The 18,388-nt window shown below is 69.6% G+C and carries 20 protein-coding genes; 9 read left to right on the forward strand and 11 right to left on the reverse strand.

The genetic code is table 11. The features are described 5' to 3' along the window. The gene (locus I7X18_RS24655) at positions 1-1,239 is read left to right on the forward strand and encodes an SLC13 family permease (RefSeq protein ID WP_193046606.1); all 1,239 of its coding nucleotides are present in this window, start codon (positions 1-3) and stop codon (positions 1,237-1,239) included. Between the two features lie 81 nt (positions 1,240-1,320). Here I7X18_RS24655 and rlmB read toward each other — a convergent pair whose 3' ends face one another. From rlmB to I7X18_RS24680, 5 genes are read right to left on the reverse strand one after another with little or no spacing between them, the layout of a single operon-like run. Continuing rightward, positions 1,321-2,265 carry a 23S rRNA (guanosine(2251)-2'-O)-methyltransferase RlmB gene (gene rlmB, locus I7X18_RS24660; RefSeq protein WP_193046607.1) on the reverse strand — a complete coding sequence of 315 codons (945 nt, stop codon included), beginning with the start codon at positions 2,263-2,265 and terminating at the stop codon, positions 1,321-1,323. 2 nt (positions 2,266-2,267) lie between these two features. Then, positions 2,268-3,725 (reverse strand): cysteine--tRNA ligase, encoded by a 1,458-nt coding sequence (gene cysS, locus I7X18_RS24665; protein ID WP_193046608.1) that lies wholly within the window; start codon positions 3,723-3,725, stop codon positions 2,268-2,270. Positions 3,726-3,744: 19 nt separating this feature from the next. Further along, the gene (gene ispF / locus I7X18_RS24670) at positions 3,745-4,230 is read right to left on the reverse strand and encodes a 2-C-methyl-D-erythritol 2,4-cyclodiphosphate synthase (RefSeq protein WP_193046609.1); all 486 of its coding nucleotides are present in this window, start codon (positions 4,228-4,230) and stop codon (positions 3,745-3,747) included. 7 nt (positions 4,231-4,237) lie between these two features. Beyond that, positions 4,238-4,903 (reverse strand): 2-C-methyl-D-erythritol 4-phosphate cytidylyltransferase, encoded by a 666-nt coding sequence (gene ispD, locus I7X18_RS24675; RefSeq protein ID WP_193046610.1) that lies wholly within the window; start codon positions 4,901-4,903, stop codon positions 4,238-4,240. Positions 4,904-4,908: 5 nt separating this feature from the next. Beyond that, positions 4,909-5,397 (reverse strand): CarD family transcriptional regulator, encoded by a 489-nt coding sequence (locus tag I7X18_RS24680; RefSeq protein ID WP_134056717.1) that lies wholly within the window; start codon positions 5,395-5,397, stop codon positions 4,909-4,911. Positions 5,398-5,720: 323 nt separating this feature from the next. On the opposite strand from I7X18_RS24680, the gene I7X18_RS24685 reads away from it, so the two are divergent. The 3 genes from I7X18_RS24685 to disA all read left to right on the forward strand — a co-directional run bounded on the left by I7X18_RS24685 (position 5,721) and on the right by disA (position 8,920). Next, positions 5,721-6,296 carry a copper chaperone PCu(A)C domain-containing protein gene (locus I7X18_RS24685; RefSeq protein WP_193046611.1) on the forward strand — a complete coding sequence of 192 codons (576 nt, stop codon included), beginning with the start codon at positions 5,721-5,723 and terminating at the stop codon, positions 6,294-6,296. A gap of 73 nt (positions 6,297-6,369) precedes the next feature. After that, positions 6,370-7,761: a DNA repair protein RadA gene (radA, locus tag I7X18_RS24690; RefSeq protein WP_193046612.1), complete on the forward strand. Its 1,392-nt coding sequence runs from the start codon at positions 6,370-6,372 to the stop codon at positions 7,759-7,761. Between the two features lie 43 nt (positions 7,762-7,804). Further along, positions 7,805-8,920, forward strand: coding sequence for a DNA integrity scanning diadenylate cyclase DisA (disA, locus tag I7X18_RS24695; protein ID WP_193046613.1), 1,116 nt, complete (start codon positions 7,805-7,807; stop codon positions 8,918-8,920). Positions 8,921-8,926: 6 nt separating this feature from the next. Here disA and I7X18_RS24700 read toward each other — a convergent pair whose 3' ends face one another. Both I7X18_RS24700 and I7X18_RS24705 read right to left on the reverse strand, forming a co-directional pair. After that, positions 8,927-9,688 carry a hypothetical protein gene (locus I7X18_RS24700; RefSeq protein ID WP_193046614.1) on the reverse strand — a complete coding sequence of 254 codons (762 nt, stop codon included), beginning with the start codon at positions 9,686-9,688 and terminating at the stop codon, positions 8,927-8,929. Between the two features lie 58 nt (positions 9,689-9,746). Then, positions 9,747-10,367 carry a carbonic anhydrase gene (locus I7X18_RS24705; protein ID WP_193046615.1) on the reverse strand — a complete coding sequence of 207 codons (621 nt, stop codon included), beginning with the start codon at positions 10,365-10,367 and terminating at the stop codon, positions 9,747-9,749. Between the two features lie 28 nt (positions 10,368-10,395). On the opposite strand from I7X18_RS24705, the gene I7X18_RS24710 reads away from it, so the two are divergent. After that, a complete protein-coding gene (locus tag I7X18_RS24710) occupies positions 10,396-11,262 on the forward strand; it encodes an HhH-GPD family protein (protein ID WP_193046871.1) in 867 nt (288 codons plus the stop codon). Positions 11,263-11,321: 59 nt separating this feature from the next. Continuing rightward, positions 11,322-13,199 (forward strand): putative bifunctional diguanylate cyclase/phosphodiesterase, encoded by a 1,878-nt coding sequence (locus I7X18_RS24715; protein WP_193046616.1) that lies wholly within the window; start codon positions 11,322-11,324, stop codon positions 13,197-13,199. Between the two features lie 4 nt (positions 13,200-13,203). On the opposite strand, the gene I7X18_RS24720 is transcribed toward I7X18_RS24715, so the two are convergent. Next, a complete protein-coding gene (locus tag I7X18_RS24720) occupies positions 13,204-14,184 on the reverse strand; it encodes a GlxA family transcriptional regulator (RefSeq protein WP_193046617.1) in 981 nt (326 codons plus the stop codon). A gap of 71 nt (positions 14,185-14,255) precedes the next feature. Between I7X18_RS24720 and I7X18_RS24725 the strand changes: the two genes are divergently transcribed. After that, positions 14,256-14,519, forward strand: a complete 264-nt coding sequence (locus I7X18_RS24725; protein WP_193046618.1) for a hypothetical protein — start codon at positions 14,256-14,258, stop codon at positions 14,517-14,519. Here I7X18_RS24725 and I7X18_RS24730 read toward each other — a convergent pair. After that, positions 14,493-15,287 carry an alpha/beta fold hydrolase gene (locus I7X18_RS24730; RefSeq protein ID WP_193046619.1) on the reverse strand — a complete coding sequence of 265 codons (795 nt, stop codon included), beginning with the start codon at positions 15,285-15,287 and terminating at the stop codon, positions 14,493-14,495. The genes I7X18_RS24725 and I7X18_RS24730 overlap by 27 nt on opposite strands. Positions 15,288-15,326: 39 nt before the next feature. On the opposite strand from I7X18_RS24730, the gene mhuD reads away from it, so the two are divergent. Continuing rightward, on the forward strand, positions 15,327-15,656 hold the full coding sequence (mhuD, locus tag I7X18_RS24735; RefSeq protein WP_193046620.1) for a mycobilin-forming heme oxygenase MhuD: 330 nt from the start codon (positions 15,327-15,329) through the stop codon (positions 15,654-15,656). Beyond that, complete coding sequence (locus tag I7X18_RS24740) at positions 15,631-17,010, forward strand: serine hydrolase (RefSeq protein ID WP_193046621.1); 1,380 nt, start codon at positions 15,631-15,633, stop codon at positions 17,008-17,010. Before mhuD ends, I7X18_RS24740 begins: the two co-directional genes overlap by 26 nt. On the opposite strand, the gene I7X18_RS24745 is transcribed toward I7X18_RS24740, so the two are convergent. Beyond that, entirely contained in the window at positions 17,007-17,558 is a 552-nt protein-coding gene (locus tag I7X18_RS24745; protein WP_193046622.1) for a histidine phosphatase family protein, read from the reverse strand. The two genes, I7X18_RS24740 and I7X18_RS24745, sit on opposite strands and share 4 nt — an antisense overlap. Beyond that, entirely contained in the window at positions 17,555-18,349 is a 795-nt protein-coding gene (locus I7X18_RS24750) for a CbtA family protein (protein WP_193046623.1), read from the reverse strand. Before I7X18_RS24750 ends, I7X18_RS24745 begins: the two co-directional genes overlap by 4 nt. Positions 18,350-18,388 lie beyond the last annotated feature (39 nt).

Genomic DNA, 18,388 nt, shown 5'->3' on the forward strand with positions numbered 1-18,388 from the left:
TTGCTGCTCGCGCTGCTGCTGCTCGTCGTCGTGCTCACGTTCGCGTTGGTGCGACCGCGCGGCTGGTCCGAAGCGGTCGCCGCGGTTCCGGCCGCCGGGCTGCTGATCGCGGTCGGGATCATCTCGGTCGACGACGCCGCGGCGGAGGTCGTGCGGCTGGCGCCGGTCGTCGGATTCCTCGCCGCGGTACTCGTTTTGGCGCAACTGTGCGAGGACGCCGGGCTGTTCCACGCGGCCGGGGTGTGGATGGCCCGCTCCGGGGCGGGTGATCCCCGACGGCTGCTTGCCGTGGTGTTCGTGATCGCCACCGGCACCACCGCGGTCCTCAGCCTCGACGCGACGGTCGTGCTGCTCACCCCGGTCGTCTTGGCCACCTGCCGCACCCTGTCCATTCCGGCCGGGCCGCACGCGTACGCGACCGCACACCTGGCCAACAGCGCATCGCTGCTGCTGCCGGTGTCGAACCTGACCAACCTGCTGGCGTTCACCGCCGCGGGTCTGTCGTTCACCCACTTCGCGGCGCTGATGACCCTGCCGTGGCTGGCCTCGATCCTCGTCGAATACGTCGTACTCCGTCGGTTGTTCGCCCGCGACCTCGCCATCACGCCGCGGCGCGCCGAACCGCTGCCCGACGTCGAGATGCCGGTGTTCGTCCTCGTCGTCCTCGCCCTGACGCTGGCGGGTTTCGCGGTGACCTCGCTGGTCGACGTGGCACCCGCCTGGGCGGCACTGGCCGGCGCGGTGGTGCTGGGTGTTCGCGGTCTGCTGCAGCGGCGCAGCACGGTGACGGGCATCGCGAGGTCGGTCAACGTGCCGTTCCTGGCGTTCGTGCTCTGCCTCGGCGTGGTCGTCGAGGCGGTGATGAGCCACGGTCTCGACGAGGCCATGCTGTCGGTGCTCCCCGACGGGGAGAGTTTCGCGGCGCTACTGGGCATCGCGGCCGTCGCGGCGGTGCTGTCCAACGTCGTCAACAACCTGCCCGCCGTGCTGGTGCTGCTCCCGCTGGTGGACGTCGCCGGACCGGCGGCCGTATTGGCGGTGCTGATCGGCGTCAACGTCGGCCCGAACCTCACCTACATCGGGTCACTGGCTAACCTGTTGTGGCGCAACGTGGTTCACCGGGCCGACGTGCCCACCGGGGTGCTGCGGTTCAGCGGGGTGGGGCTGTGCACCGTACCGCTCACCCTCGTTGCGGCGGTGTCCGGCCTGTGGGTGGGACTTCGCGTGATCGGGGTGTAGCCCATCGCGAGACTACGGTTGTTGACGGATTCAGGCTGGAATCCGTCAACAACCGTAGTGTGTCGACGAGTTCTCGTCGGGTCAGCTACGGCGCTGGCGGGCGATCTCGGCCAGCACCACACCCGCGGCCACCGAGGCGTTCAGCGATTCGGTCGGCCCGGCCATCGGGACCGACACCACCGCATCGCACTGCTCGCGCACCAGGCGCGACAGACCCTTGCCCTCCGACCCGACGACCACGACCATCGGGCCCGTGCCGTCCACGTCGTCGAGGGTGGTGTCGCCGCCGGCGTCCAGACCCACCACCTGCAGACCCGCGTCGGCCCAACTCTTCAGCGTCCGAGTGAGATTCGTGGCCCTCGCGACCGGCAGACGGGCCGCCGCACCGGCACTGGTGCGCCAGGCGACCGCGGTCACCGATGCCGAGCGGCGCTGCGGGATCAGCACGCCGTGCCCGCCGAACGCCGCCACCGACCGCACGATCGCGCCGAGGTTGCGCGGATCGGAGATGTTGTCGAGGGCGACCAGCAGCGCGGGGGCGCCGTCGGCCTTCGCCATCGCGAGCAGATCGTCGGGATGGGCGTAGTCGTACGGCGGCACCTGCAGCCCCAGCCCCTGGTGCAGGGCGTTGTTGCTCATGCGGTCCAGGTCCGGCCGCGGCACCTCGAGGATGGGAATGCCGCTGTCGGCGGCGATCTGGACGGATTCGGTGACCCGCTCGTCGGCCTCGGTGCCCATCGCCACGTAGAGCGCGCTGGCAGGTACCCCGGCGCGCAGGCACTCCACCACCGGGTTGCGGCCGAGCACCAACTCGGTCTCGTCGGTCTTGCGCACCGGGCGTCGCTGCTGTTGCTTCTGCGTCCTGGCGGCCCGCTTGGCCGCCGGATGGTGGGGCCGTTCGTGGGCGGGAGGTGTCGCGCCGCGACCCTCGAGGCCGCGCCGTCGCACCCCGCCCGAACCGACGGTCGGGCCCTTCTTGGTGCCCTCCTTACGCACCGCGCCACGTCGTTTCGAGTTACCCGCCATGGTCAGGCATCCTTGCTGTCGCCGTCGAGCAGCGACCATTGTGGACCGTCGGCGGTGTCGGTCACGTCGATGCCGGCTTCCTTGAGCCGGTCGCGGATCTGATCGGCCGTCGCCCAGTCCCTGCGGTTTCGCGCGTCGGCACGGCTGTCGAGCGCCCAGCGCACGAGGACGTCGACGGCGGCCAGCGCGGCCGAGGTCTCGTCGCGCGACTCCCACCGTTCGTCGAGCGGGTCGCAGCCGAGGATGCCCATCATGGCCCGGATGGAGCGGGCCTGCGTCATCGCCGTCTCGTGGTCACCGGAGTCCAGCGCCCGGTTGCCCACGGCGCGTGCGGCGTGCACTTCGGCCAGCGCGATCGGCACCGCCAGATCGTCGTCGAGCGCGGCGGCGAACTTCGGCGTCCACTCGCCGGGCACGACGGTGCCCACCCGGTTACGCACGCGGTGCAGGAAGTCCTCGACCCCGGTGTAGGCCTTCACCGCATCCTGCAGCGCGGTCTCGGAGAACTCCAGCATCGAGCGGTAGTGCGCGCTACCGAGGTAGTAGCGCAACTCCGCGGCGCGAACCCGTTGCAGCACAGCGGGAATCGACAGGACGTTGCCGAGCGACTTGCTCATCTTCTCGCCGCCCATGGTCACCCAGCCGTTGTGCAGCCAGAAGCGGGCGAAACCGTCGCCCGCGGCCTCGGCCTGGGCGATCTCGTTCTCGTGGTGCGGGAACACCAGATCCATCCCGCCGGCGTGGATGTCGAATTCGGCACCGAGGTACGCCTCGCACATCGCGACGCATTCGGTGTGCCAGCCCGGCCGGCCGCGGCCCCACGGGGTCGGCCATGAGGGTTCGCCCGGTTTGGCGCCCTTCCAGAGCGTGAAGTCGCGCTGGTCGTGTTTCCCGGTCGCGACACCCTCGCCCTGGTGGACGTCGTCGATCCGGTGTCCGGAGAGCTTGCCGTAGTCGGGCAGCGTCGCGACGTCGAAGTAGACGTCCCCGTTGCCCTCCTGATCGGCGGCGTAGGCGTGCCCGCGTTCGATCAGCCGGGAGATCAGCTCGACCATCTGGGTGATGTGCCCGGTCGCCCGCGGTTCGGCCGACGGCGGCAATACGCCGAGCGCGTCGTAGGCCGCGGTGAACGACCGCTCGAAGGTGGCCGCCCACTCCCACCACGGCCGTCCGGCGTCGGCGGCCTTGTTGAGGATCTTGTCGTCGATGTCGGTGACGTTGCGGATGAACGCCACGTCGAGCCCTTTGGCTGTCAACCAGCGCCGCAGCACGTCGAACGCGACCCCGCTGCGGACGTGTCCGATGTGAGGGAGGCCCTGGACGGTCGCCCCGCACAGATAGATGGAGACGTGTCCGGTGCGCAGCGGCACGAAATCGCGCACGGCACCTGCCATGGTGTCGTAAAGCCGCAGGCCCGTCGGCGACGTCGCCGACCGGCCGGCTTCTGCGCGATCGGTCACGACGTGCCAGCTTACCGGCCTAATCGCGTAATCCCGCATCGACCACCAGAGCGGTCGCTATCGCGGCCAGACCTTCACCCCGGCCAGTGAGCCCCAGCCCGTCGGTCGTCGTCGCCGAAACCGACACCGGCGCGCCGACCAGTTCTGACAGCAACGCCTGCGCTTCGGCCCGCCGCGGTCCGATCTTCGGCCGGTTCCCGATCACCTGGACGGCCGCGTTCCCCACTCGCAGGCCCGCGTCCCGCAGCAGGCCGTGGACGTGGCGCAGCATGTCGGCGCCGCTGACGCCCTCCCATTCGGGCCTGCCGGTGCCGAACACCTCACCGAGGTCACCCAGCCCCGCCGCGGACAGCAGCGCGTCACAGAGCGCGTGGGCGGCGACGTCGCCATCGGAGTGCCCCGCGCACCCGTCGGCGCCGTCGAAGTGCAGGCCGAGCAGCCAGCACGGCCGGCCCGCTTCGATGGGGTGCACGTCGGTGCCGAGGCCGATCCGCGGCAGCGTCATCGGGCGCTCACCGTGCGCCGGCCAGGATCGCCTCGGCGAGAACGAGATCGAGCGGGGTGGTGATCTTGAACGCCAGCGGATCGCCGTCGACGGTCTGCACCTGACCGCCGGACTGCTCGACCATCGACGCGTCGTCGGTGAAACCGCCGTCACCGGCGCGTGCGTACGCCCGGCGCAACACGTCGACGTGGAAGCCCTGCGGGGTCTGGACGGCGCGCAGTCCCGCCCGCTCGGGCGTGCCCAGCACGGCGCCGTTGGCGTCGACGGCCTTGATGGTGTCGGCAACGGGGAGGGCGGGGACGACAGCGCCGTATCCCGCTCGGAGCGCCTCCACCACCCGGACCACCAGCGAAGGCGGGGTGAGGGCGCGCGCGGCGTCATGGACGAGGACGAACTCGGCATCGCCGACGGCGGTGAGCGCGAGGCTCACCGATTCGGTGCGGTCCGCGCCGCCGGCGACGATCAGCGCGTCACCGCCGAAGATCAACGTCGCTTCGTCGGTACGGCCCGGCGGGACGGCGATCACGATGCTGTCGACCACGCCGGACTCCCTGAGCCCGGCGATGGCGCGTTCGAGCATCGGCCGCCCGGCCACATTCACGAAGGCCTTGGGCGCGCCGGCCGCGAGCCGTTGCCCGGATCCCGCGGCCGGGACAACGGCCACAGTGGTCATACGCGTCAGGACGCGGCAGCCAACGCCTCATCGAGGATGATGGTGGCCTTCTCGTCTTCGACGTTCTCGGCGAGTGCGAGTTCGCCCACGAGGATCTGTCGGGCCTTGGCCAGCATGCGCTTCTCGCCGGCGGACAGCCCGCGCTCCTGGTCGCGACGCCACAGGTCACGAACAACCTCGGCGACCTTGTTCACGTCACCGGATGCCAACTTCTCCAGGTTCGCCTTGTACCGGCGAGACCAGTTGGTCGGCTCCTCGGTATGGGGTGCGCGCAGCACCTGGAAGACCTTGTCGAGACCCTCTTGTCCGACCACGTCGCGCACACCGACGTACTCGGCATTGTCAGCGGGCACTCGAACGGTCAGGTCGCCCTGGGCGACCTTGAGGACGAGGTACTCCTTCTGCACGCCCTTGATGCTTCGGGTTTCGATCGCTTCGATCAATGCAGCACCGTGGTGGGGATATACGACGGTGTCTCCGACCTTGAAAATCATCAGTTTCGAGCCCCTTTCACCCGTCCATGCTAACACGGGCCGTCGACACGTGCGGAACAACTATGCAGGTCAGGGGCACTGCGGATGAAGATCAAGGGTTGACAGGGTGCCGAATTCGTGCAACGCGGTAATGATCGGGAACCCGGGTAGCGGGTCTCGGAGCGCTCCGCTGCGGGCCCCGTTTGCAGGTGCCGCGCAACGCCGTTCGGGTGCGCGGCGGCTTCCGCCCTGCGGCCCGCCGTGGTCACCGCCGACCGTCACCTACTACTCTGCATAGTCGAACTGTGAACGACAGACTGGGCGACCCTCTGCAGGAGGCTTGAGTGAACCGCATCCATCCCCGCGCTTCTGCCGTCACCTCGGGACTGGCGGCCTGCGGGCTGGCCCTCGCCCTCACGGCGTGCGGCGCCGGGCAGATCTCCCAGACCGCCACCCAGGCTCCCGCCGTCAACGGCGTGAACGCCGGAGTCGGCGACATCGCGATCCGCAACATCCACCTGCGCGCCCCGCAGACCTCGGACTACGTCCGCCCGGGCAGCGAGGCCGAGCTCCTGTTCGTCGCCAGTAACGAATCCGCCGACCAGCCCGACCGGCTGGTGTCGATCCGTTCCGACGTCGGGTCGGTGCCGGTGCAGGGCGACACGACGATCGCCCCGAACGGCGTCCTGGTCGCCGGTGAACCCGACGGTCAGACCGCCGCACTGGAAAGCGTCCAGCCGGCCGAACCGCTGACCGCCGCCGTCACGCTGACCAAGCCGATCACCAACGGTCTGACCTACCCGTTCACGTTCACGTTCCAGCGCGCCGGCGAGGTCACCGTGCAGGTGCCCATCTCGGCGGGCGAGGAACCGCGCCGCGACGACAGCGGTGGCGGGTCCGAGCACTCCGGCGGACACTGACCCGCAGCGCGACACGCACTGACCCGGGGCCGGCCGGACCCGTTCTGTCGGCACCGACCGATACCGTCGTCCTGTGGCCAAGGCACGTTCTCAGTACCGCTGTTCGGAGTGCCGGCACATCAGCGCCAAGTGGGTGGGCCGGTGCCCGGACTGCGGCACCTGGGGCACGGTCGAGGAAGTCGCGGTGCTGGCCGCCATCGCCGGCTCACCCGGCCGGCGCCCGGTGGTCCCGAACTCCCCCGCCGTTCCGATCAGCAGCATCGACCCGGGCCGCACCAAACACGACGCGACCGGCATCAGCGAACTCGACCGGGTCCTCGGCGGCGGGCTGGTCCCCGGATCGGTGACCCTGCTCGCCGGTGATCCGGGCGTCGGCAAGTCCACCCTGCTGCTCGAGGTCGCCCATCGCTGGGCGTCGTCCGGGCGCCGCGCCCTCTACCTGACCGGCGAGGAGTCCGCGGGCCAGGTCAGGTTGCGCGCCGAACGCACCGGCTGCACCCATGACGAGCTCTATCTGGCTGCGGAATCCGATCTGCCGACCGCACTCGGCCACATCGACGCGGTGGCGCCCAGCCTCGTCGTCGTCGACTCCGTGCAGACCATGTCCACCACCGAGACCGACGGCGTCACCGGCGGAGTCACCCAGGTTCGCGCGGTCACCACGGCGCTCACCCAGTATGCGAAGGGTGCGGCGGGCCCCGGCGGTATCGCGATGGTGCTGGTCGGCCACGTCACCAAGGACGGCGCGATCGCCGGGCCGCGCTCGCTGGAACACCTCGTCGACGTGGTGCTGCACTTCGAGGGCGATCGCAACTCGACGTTGCGGATGGTGCGCGGTGTGAAGAACCGGTTCGGCGCCGCCGACGAGGTGGGCTGTTTCCAGCTGCACGACACCGGCATCGAGTGCGTGGCCGACCCGTCGGGACTGTTCCGCGACCAGCGGGACAGACCGGTGGCCGGGACGGCGGTGACCGTGACGCTCGACGGGAAGCGGCCGCTCATCGGTGAGGTGCAGGCGCTCGTCGGTGCGCCGACCGGCCCGAATCCCCGCCGCGCCGTCAGCGGTATCGACTCCGCTCGCGCCGCGATGATCGCCGCGGTCCTCGACAAGCACGCCAAGCTGCAGGTGGGGCCCTGCGACATCTACCTGTCGACGGTCGGCGGGATGCGGCTGACCGACCCGTCGTCAGATCTCGCGGTCGCGCTGGCGATGGCCTCGGCCAAGATCGAGCGGGCGATGCCGGCCAACTCGGTGGTGATCGGCGAGCTCGGGCTGGCCGGTGACCTGCGCCGCGTGACGGGGATGGACCGCCGCCTGGCCGAGGCCGCCCGGCTCGGGTTCACCGGAGCCGTCGTACCGCCGGGCACGCCGTCGGTGCCGGCCGGGTTGCGTCTGCTGCCTGCCGAGAACATCACCGCGGCATTGCAGGTGCTGTACCGCATCGCGGACAATGGCGGCCGATGAGCGCTTGCGCGAAGAGCCGGCAACAGCGCGCCCGGGAGGAATGATGGCCGTGAAGACCGTCAGGACGAGCAGCAACGTCGTCCAGCTGGCCCGTCCGACGCTGCGGGAGACACTCGGCCGCCTGGCACCGGGAACACCGCTGCGCGACGGTCTGGAGCGCATTCTGAGGGGCCGCACGGGCGCGCTGGTCGTGCTGGGTTACGACGACAGCGTCGAGGCGATCTGCGACGGCGGATTCGAACTCGACGTGCGCTACGCGCCGACCCGGCTGCGCGAGCTGTCGAAGATGGACGGCGCGGTGGTGCTCTCCAGCGACGGCACCCGGATCCTGCGGGCCAACGTCCAGCTGGTGCCCGACCCGTCCATCCCCACCGACGAATCCGGCACGCGGCACCGCTCCGCGGAGCGCACCGCGGTCCAGACCGGTTATCCGGTGATCTCGGTCAGCCACTCGATGAGCATCGTGACCGTCTACGTGGCCGGTGAGCGGCACGTGGTGCCCGACACCCCGACGATCCTGTCGCGGGCCAACCAGACCATCGCCACCCTGGAGCGCTACAAGTCCCGCCTCGACGAGGTGAGCCGGCAGCTGTCGACCGCCGAGATCGAGGATTTCGTGACGCTGCGCGACGTGATGACCGTGGTGCAGCGGCTGGAGATGGTGCGGCGGATCAGCCTGGAGATCGACGCCGACGTCGTGGAACTGGGCACCGACGGGCGACAGATCAAGCTGCAGCTCGAGGAGCTCGTCGGCGACAACGACAACGCCCGCGAGCTGATCGTGCGCGACTATCACGCCAACCCCGACCCTCCGACTCCCGCTCAGGTCAGCGCGACCCTCGAGGAACTGGACTCGCTCTCGGACAACGAACTGCTCGACTTCACCGCGCTCGCACGCGTTTTCGGCTACCCGTCGACGCTCGAGGCACAGGACTCGGCGATGAGCTCACGCGGCTACCGCGCCATGGCGGGCATCCCGCGGCTGCAGTTCGCCCACGTCGATCTGCTGGTGCGCTCGTTCGGCTCGCTGCAGGGTCTGCTCGCGGCCAGCGCCGACGATCTGCAGTCGGTGGACGGCATCGGTTCGATGTGGGCGCGCCACATCAGGGAAGGGTTGTCCCTGCTGGCGGAGTCGACGATCGCCGACCGGCTGGCCTGACGGCGCTCAGCCCACCCCGGGCGCGGGGACACCCGGTGCGGGCGCCTGGCCGGGCGGCGCGGCCGGGGCCAGGATGAACGGCACCGGCGAGGACCGCAGATTGCCCAGCTGGACGATCAGGTTGTAGGTGCCCGCGCCGATCGGCTGACGGGGCAGCGGGCACTGCGGTGCCGAACCCATCCCCGTCCACGTCACCTCGGTGGTGACCTGCTCACCCGGGGCGAACGTCTTGACCAGCGTCTCGTTCGACGGCGCGCAATCGAGGTTCGACCACAGGCGGGTGTTGTCCAGCGAGTACACGTAGGCCGCCAGCACGGCGGCACCGACGTCACGCTTGCAGGCGACCAGGCCGATGTTGGTCACGACCATCGTGAACTTCGGCTGATCGCCGACGACGTAGCCGGGCTGACTGGTGATGCCCTTGACCGCGAGCGTCGAGTCCGGGCAGTCGTCGCCCTCCTGCAGTACCGGCGGAGGCGCGACGGCCGCGGTGGGCGTCGGAGTGGGCGGCGGGGCCTGCGCGGGCGGCGGCACGATCGGGGTCTTCACCTCGGGGTTCTCCCCGGGCAGCGGAGTCGGCGCCGCTTCGGCGGTCCCCGCCGACTGCTGGTCGGCGTTCTTGTTGTCCGCGCCGGAACCTCCTGACACCACCATCACCACCACGGCGGCGACGATGCCGATGACGACCACCGCGATGCCAATCGCCAGCGCGCGGCGTCGCCAATAGATCTGGGTCGGCAGCGGGCCTTGCGGTTCGAGATCCAGCACATGACCACGGTAAAGCCCGGTCAGGCTCAGTCGCCCGAGGTGACCCGGCGTGTCGCGCTCAGGCTTCGCCGATGTCTCCCAGGTGGTCCCGCAGGGCGATCTGCCCGTCGGCCAGGTGGTAGGTCACACCGGCGATCGCGACGGTGCCCGCTGCGATGCGTTCGTTGATCGCGGTGGACCGCTCCCGCAGCTGCACCACGGTCTCGTTGACGTGGCGGGCCTCGAATTCGTCGACGCGTGTGAGCCCCTCGCGACGGCCGTGCAGGATCGACGGCGTCACCCGCTCGACCACGTCACGCACGTACCCGCCGGGCACCGCGCCGTCGTCGAGGGCCGCCAGTGTGGCCTTGACCGCGCCGCAGCTGTCGTGGCCGAGCACCACGATCAGCGGCACGTCGAGCACGGTGACCGCGTATTCGATGGAACCCAGCACCGCGGAGTCGATGACGTGACCCGCGGTCCGCACCACGAACATGTCGCCGAGACCCTGGTCGAAGATGATCTCGGCGGCGACGCGGCTGTCGGCGCAACCGAACACCACCGCGGTGGGCCGTTGCCCCTCGGCCAGCCGGGCGCGGTCCTCGATACCCTGACTCGGGTGCTCGGGCTGACCGGCCACGAAGCGGTCGTTACCCTCTCTGAGTGCCTTCCATGCGGTCACCGGACTGGTATTTGGCATGCCGACCATTGTGCCCCAGCGGTGGTCGATGATCGATCCCACCGAGCTGTTGGTGTGGTATGACCGCGAACAGCGGGACCTGCCGTGGCGTCGCCCCGGCGTGACACCGTGGCAGATCCTGGTCAGCGAGTTCATGTTGCAGCAGACGCCGGTCGCCCGCGTCGAGCCGATCTGGCTGAGCTGGATCGCGCGCTGGCCGACGCCGTCGGCGACCGCGGCCGCAGGCGCCGCCGACGTGTTGCGCGCGTGGGGCAAGCTCGGATATCCGCGCCGCGCGAAGCGGTTGCACGAATGCGCGACGGTGATCGCGGCCGACTACGGCGACGAGGTGCCGTCGGACGTCGACGTGCTGCTCACCCTGCCGGGCATCGGTGCCTACACGGCCAGAGCCGTGGCCTGTTTCGCCTACCGGCAGCGGGTTCCGGTGGTGGACACGAACGTCCGCCGGGTGGTCGCCCGAGCGGTGCACGGGCGCGCCGACAGCGCGGCCAGCAGTCGCGATCTGGGCGACGTCGCGGCCCTGCTGCCGGAAGGGCCTGACGCACCGCGGTTCTCGGTCGCGGTGATGGAGCTCGGGGCGACGGTGTGCGTGGCCCGGGCGCCGCGATGCGGGCTGTGCCCGCTGAGCGGCTGCACGTGGCGTTCACTCGGATATCCGGCGGCGACCGCCCCGCCCCGGCGGGCGCAGCGCTACGCGGGCACCGACCGGCAGGTCCGCGGCAGGCTACTGGATGTGCTGCGCGGCAGTGAGTCACCCGTCACACGTGCCGAACTCGATGTCGCATGGCTGACAGATCCGGCGCAGCGCGACCGCGCCCTGGATTCGCTGCTGGTCGACGGCTTGATCGAGCAGACGACCGACGGCCGCTTCGCCCTCGCGGGAGAAGGCGCGTGAACGCTGCCGTACCACGCGGTCGCACACCCATTGACGCGTCTGCGGGATAACGTGAGCACATGACGCGGAGCCTGGATCAGGTCGTCACCGCGGCGGCGGCGGAGTTGATGGCGGCCACCGCGACCAACGTGATCGCCAGCTGCACCCGGGTACTCGCCGACGTCGTCGACCATCTGGGCGTCGACTTCAGCTTCCTGCGTCACAACGACCACACCATCAAGGCCACCAAGCTGGTCGCCGAATGGCCCATCCGCGACTACATTCCGGACCCCGACCCGATCGGGGTGATCTACTTCTCCGAGGCCGACCCCATCTTCCGGCAGGCCGAATACCTCAAGAAACCGCTGATCGTGCGTCCCGAGCCCGACAACGACGACTACCAGCGGCGCATCGAAGAGGGCCGGGGACTGCCTTCGGTGTCGATGGCCTGCGTCCCGCTGCTATCCGGTGAGATCACCTCGGGCATCCTCGGCTTCATCAAGGTCGGTGACCGCGAGTGGACCACCGAGGAGCAGAACGCGCTGCAGACGATCGCGACGTTGTTCGCCCAGTTGCAGGCCCGCATCGCCGCCGAAGAGCAACTCCAGTACCTCGCCGAGCACGACGACCTGTCCGGACTGCTCAACCGCCGGGCGCTGATGGCCCACCTCGACCAGAGGCTCGCCGACGGTGAACCCGGTCCGGTGTCGGTGCTCTTCCTCGACCTCGACCGGCTCAAGACCGTCAACGACTATCTGGGGCACAATGCCGGCGACCAGTTCATCAAGATGTTCGCCGAACGGTTGAAGGCGGGCACCGAGAATCCGGCGGCGATCGCCCGTGTCGGCGGTGACGAGTTCGTGGTCGTGCCCGACGGGCCGATAGACATCGCCACCGCCGAGAGTTTCGCCCGCCGACTCCAGACCTGGCTGCAGCGCAGAGTGGTGATCGACGGCGAAATGCTGGCCCGCACAGTCAGCATCGGCGTGGCGGTCGGTGCGCCCGGCCACGACTCCACGTCGGATCTGCTCCGCCGCGCCGATCAGGCGGCGCTGTCGGCGAAGAGTGCCGGTGGCAGCATGACCGCGGTGTTCACCACCGAGATGGCCTCACAGCACGCCATCCGCAACGACATCGAATTGCACCTCGAAGGGGTCATCGACGACGCCGGCAGCGCGCTGGTGCTCCACTACCTGCCCGAGGTCGACATGCGCACCGGGGAGGTGCTCGGCACCGAGGCCCTGGTCCGCTGGCGGCACCCCACCCGCGGACTGCTGCTGCCCGAATCGTTCATCGGGGTGGCCGAATCCATCAACCTCGCAGGCAAACTCGGCCGGCTGGTGATGCGGTCGGCATGCGCGGACTTCGCCCGCTGGCGGTCCCGGCGGACCGCCGAAGACGCGATCCTGCGCATCAACGTCTCCCCAGTGCAATTGGTTTCGGACGGTTTCGCCGCCACGGTCGACGGCACCCTTGCCGAGTTCGGGCTCGACGGCTCCGCTGTGTGCCTGGAGATCACCGAGAGCGTGGTCGTCCAGGACATCGAAGCCACCCGGCACACGCTGGCCGCGCTCAAAGAGGTCGGCGTGCGCATCGCGATCGACGACTTCGGTACGGGCTACAGCGTTCTCACGCACCTGAAGTCGCTGCCGGTCGACACCGTGAAGATCGACCGCGGCTTCGTCCGCGACCTCGGCGCCAACCCCGGCGACCTCGCGATCGTGCGGGCCATCCTGGCGCTGGCCGACGCGTTCGGCCTCGAGGTGATCGCCGAGGGCGTCGAAACAGTTGCGGCCGCCAAGACGCTGCTCGAGCTGGGTTGCCCGCGCGCGCAGGGTTTCATGCTCTCCCGTCCGATCGACGCCACGGCCATGGAGGCATTGTTCCGCCAGGGGCACATCGCGGTGGACGCGCTACACGACACCTCGGCCACCGCCGGGCGCCACGCACCCGAGTGAGACCTCAGGCGGTGCGTACAGCCGGGCTGTCACCGCAGCAGAACCGCCTGCGGTAATCAGTGGGCGTCACCCCGATGATGCGGCGGAAGTGGTGGCGCAGCAGGGTGGCCGTACCGAAGCCGGACCGTTCGGCGATGCGGTCGATGTCGAGGTCGCTCTCCTCGAGCATCCTGCGCGCGTAGAGCACCCGCTGATCGGTCACCCACTGCATGGGGGTGGTGCCCGTCTCCTCGACGAATCGGCGGGCGAAGGTGCGCGCGGACATGTTCGCCCGACGCGCCAGCGTGCTCACGGTGTGCGGTTTCTCGAGATTGGCGACGATCCAATCCAGGTGCGGTGCAAAGCGTTCCGAGTGCCTGACCGGGATCGGCTGTTCGATGTACTGCCGCTGGCCGCCGTCGCGCTGCGGCGGCACCACCATCCGGCGGGCGATCTTGTTGGTCACCTCGCTGCCGAGTTCACGCCGCACCAGGTGCAGGCAGGCGTCGATGCCTGCCGCGGTGCCTGCGCTGGTGATCAGGTTGCCATCGTCGACGAAGAGCACGTTGCGGTCGACCCGCGCGGTGGGGTACATCCGCGCCAGCGCATCGGCGTGCATCCAGTGCGTCGTACACGGCCGCCCGTCGAGCAGACCTGCCGCACCCACGACGAAGGCCCCTGAGCAGACCGACAGGATGATCGATCCGCGGGCCGCCGCGGTGCGCAGCACGTCCAGCGCCTCGGGCGGATAACCGTTCTTGCCCGAGGCGATGGCGGGCACGGCGACCAGGTCCGCGCCGATGAGATCGTCGAAGTCGTGGTCGGGTGTCAGCGTCGCCCCGATCGAGGTCGTCACCGCCTTACCCGCCTCCGGTCCGCAGACCTTGAAGTCGAAGTTGGGCACGTCATCGGCGGAGCGGTCGATTCCGAAGACCTCGCAGATGACGCCGAACTCGAAAACCGCTAGACCGTCGAGCACCAGTGCCGATACGCTTTTCAACGCCATGGCAGCATATTAGCTCAAGATGTCAGTGCTGCCACTGTTGGCGGAATGTGTCTCGTCGAAAGATATCTGCCATGAGTACAGCATTGATCTCCCTCATCGTGATCAGCCCGTTCGCGTTGGGAGCCGCCATGATCTGGGCGGCCCGCCGTGAAGGGTTGCTGCGTTGGAATCTCGACCAGTTCCGGGTGTGGGCGCCCATGGCGGGTCGATTCGACAGCCGACGGGACGAGGACCGCGATTTCTCCCGGGCCCAACACGACCTCGACGCGATCCGCACCCGCTTCGAGGAGCACCCGTCGTGGCCGAGTTCAGGTGTGCTGGGTGAGCGACGCTAGGAATGGCTCGACCGCGTCGCGGTACACCTGCGGTCGTTCGTCGTGGATGAGGTGACCCGCGTCGGGAACCTGCAGATATGTTGTGCAGTAACCGATTTCGGCCATCCTACGCATCTGGCCCGGCGGCGTGACGGAGTTGCCCGCCTCCAGGAGCAGCGCCGGAACGCGCACCTGCTGCCACTGCTGCCAATAGTCCCGCAGCCCCCACTCCGCGGCGATGTCGATCCAGTGCCTGCGCCGCCCGTGCAGACGCCACCCGGTGGCGGTCCGGTCGAACGCCTCCAGGAAATAGCGCCCGGCGATCGGACCGAATTCGGCGAGCACCTGTTCCTCGGTCCCGAACTCGACGGGCAGCGCGTGCAGCCACGGCTCCCACGGTCCGGTGGTGCGACCGCGGAAGTCCGGCGCCATGTCCTCCACCACGACCGCGCTGACCAGATCGGGCCGGTGCGCGGCCAGACACCACGCGTGCAGAGCGCCCATCGAATGCCCGATCAGCACGGCCGGGCGCCCAAGTGCCGCGACCGCGTCACCGAGTTCGCCGACGAAGTGTTCGGTGCTGATCGGATGCGGTTCGGTGACGTCGCGGCCGCGATGCCACGGCGCGTCGTAGGTGAACACCGTTCCGAGCGCGGTGAGCCACGGCAGCTGACGCCCCCAGGTACTGCCCCGCCCCATCAGCCCGTGCACCAGCACCAGAGGCGCGCCGTCGCCGCCCCTGGCGATGAGCAGTGGGCGGCCCCGAGCGGTCAACCGTGCGGAGTCCATGTGCTCATCTTGCCCAGCCCAACCGGTAGCCTGAACGGCATGCCCAGTCAGAACCCTGTGGTGAAGATCAACGCAATCGAGGTCCCGCCGGACGCCGGTCCGGAACTGGAGAAGCGGTTCGCGCACCGCGCCCACGCCGTGGACAACCAGCCCGGATTCCTCGGCTTCCAGCTCCTGCGGCCGGTCAAGGGTGAGAACCGCTACTTCGTCGTCACGCAGTGGGAGTCCGACGAGGCCTTCCAGGCGTGGGCAACCGGCCCGGCGATCGAGGCGCACAAGGGTCAGGCCGCCAACCCGGTCGCGACCGGTGCCTCCCTGCTGGAGTTCGAGGTTGTGCTGAACGTTGCCGGGTCCGGCGACAAGGCCTGACGCGAGGCGGTATGCGCACCGGGTGACCGGCCTGGTGAGTGCCGCCGCTCTCGTCGTCTCCCTGACGTCCGGATGCGGTGATACGAGCACCGCGCCGGCCGACGCCGCCTACGGCGCACACATCGGCACGACCACGCCCCAGGGTCTGCGCGCGAAGCAGACGATGGACATGGTCAATTCCGACTGGCCCATCGGCGACGTCAACGTCCGCACGATGGCTGTCGAGGACCAGGTCGACCACATCATCGACGCGATGGGCAACCTGTGGTGGGACCGCCCCATCACCGTCACCGCCGTCGACATCCGCGCGGGCAGCGCGACCCTGCACGTCAAGACGCCCTACGGCGCCGCGCAGGACATCACACTGCGCACGGACGACAACGGTCTGGTCGACCGGTTCGACGTGGAGCTGCGTCCGCCGGTGATCGAGAAGTGGGCCGACATCGACAAGGTGCTGGGCGAATCCGGTGCGCGCTACTCGTATCAGGTGTCCAGGGTCGACCGCAGCGGACCGCTCGGGAAGTGCCAACCGGTGGCCGGCACCAACACCGAGATGTCGCTGCCGCTGGCGTCGATCTTCAAGCTCTACGTGCTGCTGGCCGTGGCGCACGCCGTCGCGGACGGCACCGTGACCTGGGACGACCAGCTGACCATCACCGAGCGCGCGAAAGACGTCGGCTCGGCCGGACTCGAGGAGCTGCCACCGGGTGCGACCGTGTCGGTGCGCTCCGCCGCGCAGCAGATGATCTCTGCCAGCGACAACATGGCCACCGACCTGCTGATCGGCCGGCTCGGACCGGGTGCGGTGGAGCGCGCGCTGGTCGCGGCCGGCCACCACGATCCCGCCAGCATGACGCCGTTCCCGACCATGCACGAACTGTTCTCGGTCGGCTGGGGCGAGCCGGATCTGCGCGAACAGTGGAAGCAGGCCGACCGGCAGGGCCGCGCTGCGCTCCTCCAGCAGGCCGATACGCGTCCCTACGAGCCCGACCCCACCCGCACGCACACCCCGGCCTCCGGGTACGGCGCCGAGTGGTACGGCAGCGCCTCGGACATCTGTCGCGTGCACGCCGCGCTGCAGGACGCGGCCGTCGGCGAAGCGGCACCGGTCAAGGACATCCTCTCCGCCATCCCCGGGGTGGAGTTGGACCGCGCGAAGTGGCCGTACATCGGCGCGAAGGGCGGCAACCTGCCCGGCGATCTGACGTTCAGCTGGTACGCCGTCGACCACACCGGTCAGGCGTGGGTGGTCAGCTTCCAGCTCAACTGGCCGCGATACCAGAGCCGGACGGCGGCCAGCTGGCTGCTGGCGATCGTGGGCCAGACGTTCGCGATGGTGCCGGTCGCCGATTAGAGCGCCGAGCGCAGCGTCCAGGCGTGCCCGCGGAAGTGCAGCACGGTCCGGCTGACCGGCGCGACATCGATCCGCCAGAACGATCTCGCCGGTGCGTCGAGCGCCACCAGGATGGCCGCGCGGACGACGGCCGGATGCGTGACGGCGACCAGCCTCCCGCGCCGGTTGGCCAGCGAGTCCATCCACCGTCGCACCCGGTCGATCACGTCGACCACCGATTCCCCGCCGTGCGGCGCCTGGACGGGATCGGTGAGCCAGATGGCCAGCTCCGCCGGACGAACACCGCCCAGCACGTCACCGCGCCACCGACCACAGTCCAGATCGGCCAGCAGCGGTTCTACGGCGGCGTGCAGGCCGAGTAGTTCGGCCGTCTGCCTGGTCCGTTTCTCCGGTCCGCAGCAGGCGGCGTCGGTGGGCCCCAACTCGACGCAGGCGTCGGCCTGGCGATGGCCCTGCGCATTGAGTGGCTCGTCGGTGGGGAATCGTCCGGCTGACACGGCGTCGGTCATGGCGTGCGACACCAGCGTCAGCCGGACGACCTCGCTCACGCCCGCAGCACGTCGCGGCGGCCGTCGAGCAGACGCGACGCCAGCGGTGCGAACACGCACGCGAGCGTCGCCCACATCACCACCTGGGTGCCCAGCGAGTACAGCCGGAAGTCGTAGAGGACGTCGGCCGGGAAACCCTCGTAGACGATGACGCCGGCGTCGTCCCGCAGCGGGCCGGGGGTCTCGTCGACGGCGGGCAGGATGAGCATCAGCACCGTGCAGGCCAGCACGTAGCCGCCCGCACCTGCCAGCGTGGCGTTCCAGCCGCCGAGCCGGTCTCTGAGCCGGCGCCCCAGATAGACGGCGCCGACGAGCAGTGCGGCCGACAGCACGACCATCAGCAGGTACAGCAGGGTTCGCTGCCGCAGGGTTTCGTCGAGGCTCAGTGCGGGCGGGCTCGCCGGGTACTTCAGCGACGGCACGACGTAGAGGCTCAACAGCATTCCGCCGGCCACGTAGAGCGACAGCATGCGAGCCGAGACGTTGCCGACCCGGCCGTAGGCGACGGTGAACACGATGGCGAACAACGCCCCCATCGCGACGCTGAACGCGAGCACCCCGAAGCCCATGCCGATGTTGGCCTGCACGGCGCGCGAGAACCCCCCGCCGTCCTCGCCGTGGGTGTGTCCCGCGCCGGCATGTTCGATGGCCGCGTGCGCGGCGCCGACGCCGTCCTCGTAAGCGATCGCCAACTCGATGACGGGTTCGACGAAGATCCGCGCGAAGACGAACGTGACCACGGCAGCGACGGCGCCGGCCAGGAGGCCGCGCCCGATGATCTGCTTCTCCATTTTTATTTGTCTCTCCTGCCGGCTTGTCTCTTCCGTGCC

It is taken from the genome of Mycolicibacterium baixiangningiae (assembly GCF_016313185.1).
GTDB classification, from domain to species: Bacteria; Actinomycetota; Actinomycetes; order Mycobacteriales; family Mycobacteriaceae; genus Mycobacterium; species Mycobacterium baixiangningiae.

Excerpts from the sequence above, each read along its gene's own strand:
- ispD (WP_193046610.1), bottom strand. The coding sequence starts at position 4,903 with ATGACCACTGTGGCCGTTGTCCCGGCCGCGGGATCCGGGCAACGGCTC.
- I7X18_RS24725 (WP_193046618.1), top strand. The coding sequence starts at position 14,256 with ATGAGTACAGCATTGATCTCCCTCATCGTGATCAGCCCGTTCGCGTTG.
- rlmB (WP_193046607.1), bottom strand. The coding sequence starts at position 2,265 with ATGGCGGGTAACTCGAAACGACGTGGCGCGGTGCGTAAGGAGGGCACC.
- I7X18_RS24680 (WP_134056717.1), bottom strand. The coding sequence starts at position 5,397 with ATGATTTTCAAGGTCGGAGACACCGTCGTATATCCCCACCACGGTGCT.
- disA (WP_193046613.1), top strand. The coding sequence starts at position 7,805 with ATGGCCGTGAAGACCGTCAGGACGAGCAGCAACGTCGTCCAGCTGGCC.
- ispF (WP_193046609.1), bottom strand. The coding sequence starts at position 4,230 with ATGACGCTGCCGCGGATCGGCCTCGGCACCGACGTGCACCCCATCGAA.
- I7X18_RS24750 (WP_193046623.1), bottom strand. The coding sequence starts at position 18,349 with ATGGAGAAGCAGATCATCGGGCGCGGCCTCCTGGCCGGCGCCGTCGCT.
- I7X18_RS24720 (WP_193046617.1), bottom strand. The coding sequence starts at position 14,184 with ATGGCGTTGAAAAGCGTATCGGCACTGGTGCTCGACGGTCTAGCGGTT.
- I7X18_RS24730 (WP_193046619.1), bottom strand. The coding sequence starts at position 15,287 with ATGGACTCCGCACGGTTGACCGCTCGGGGCCGCCCACTGCTCATCGCC.
- I7X18_RS24710 (WP_193046871.1), top strand. The coding sequence starts at position 10,396 with ATGATCGATCCCACCGAGCTGTTGGTGTGGTATGACCGCGAACAGCGG.
- I7X18_RS24705 (WP_193046615.1), bottom strand. The coding sequence starts at position 10,367 with ATGCCAAATACCAGTCCGGTGACCGCATGGAAGGCACTCAGAGAGGGT.
- mhuD (WP_193046620.1), top strand. The coding sequence starts at position 15,327 with ATGCCCAGTCAGAACCCTGTGGTGAAGATCAACGCAATCGAGGTCCCG.
- I7X18_RS24715 (WP_193046616.1), top strand. The coding sequence starts at position 11,322 with ATGACGCGGAGCCTGGATCAGGTCGTCACCGCGGCGGCGGCGGAGTTG.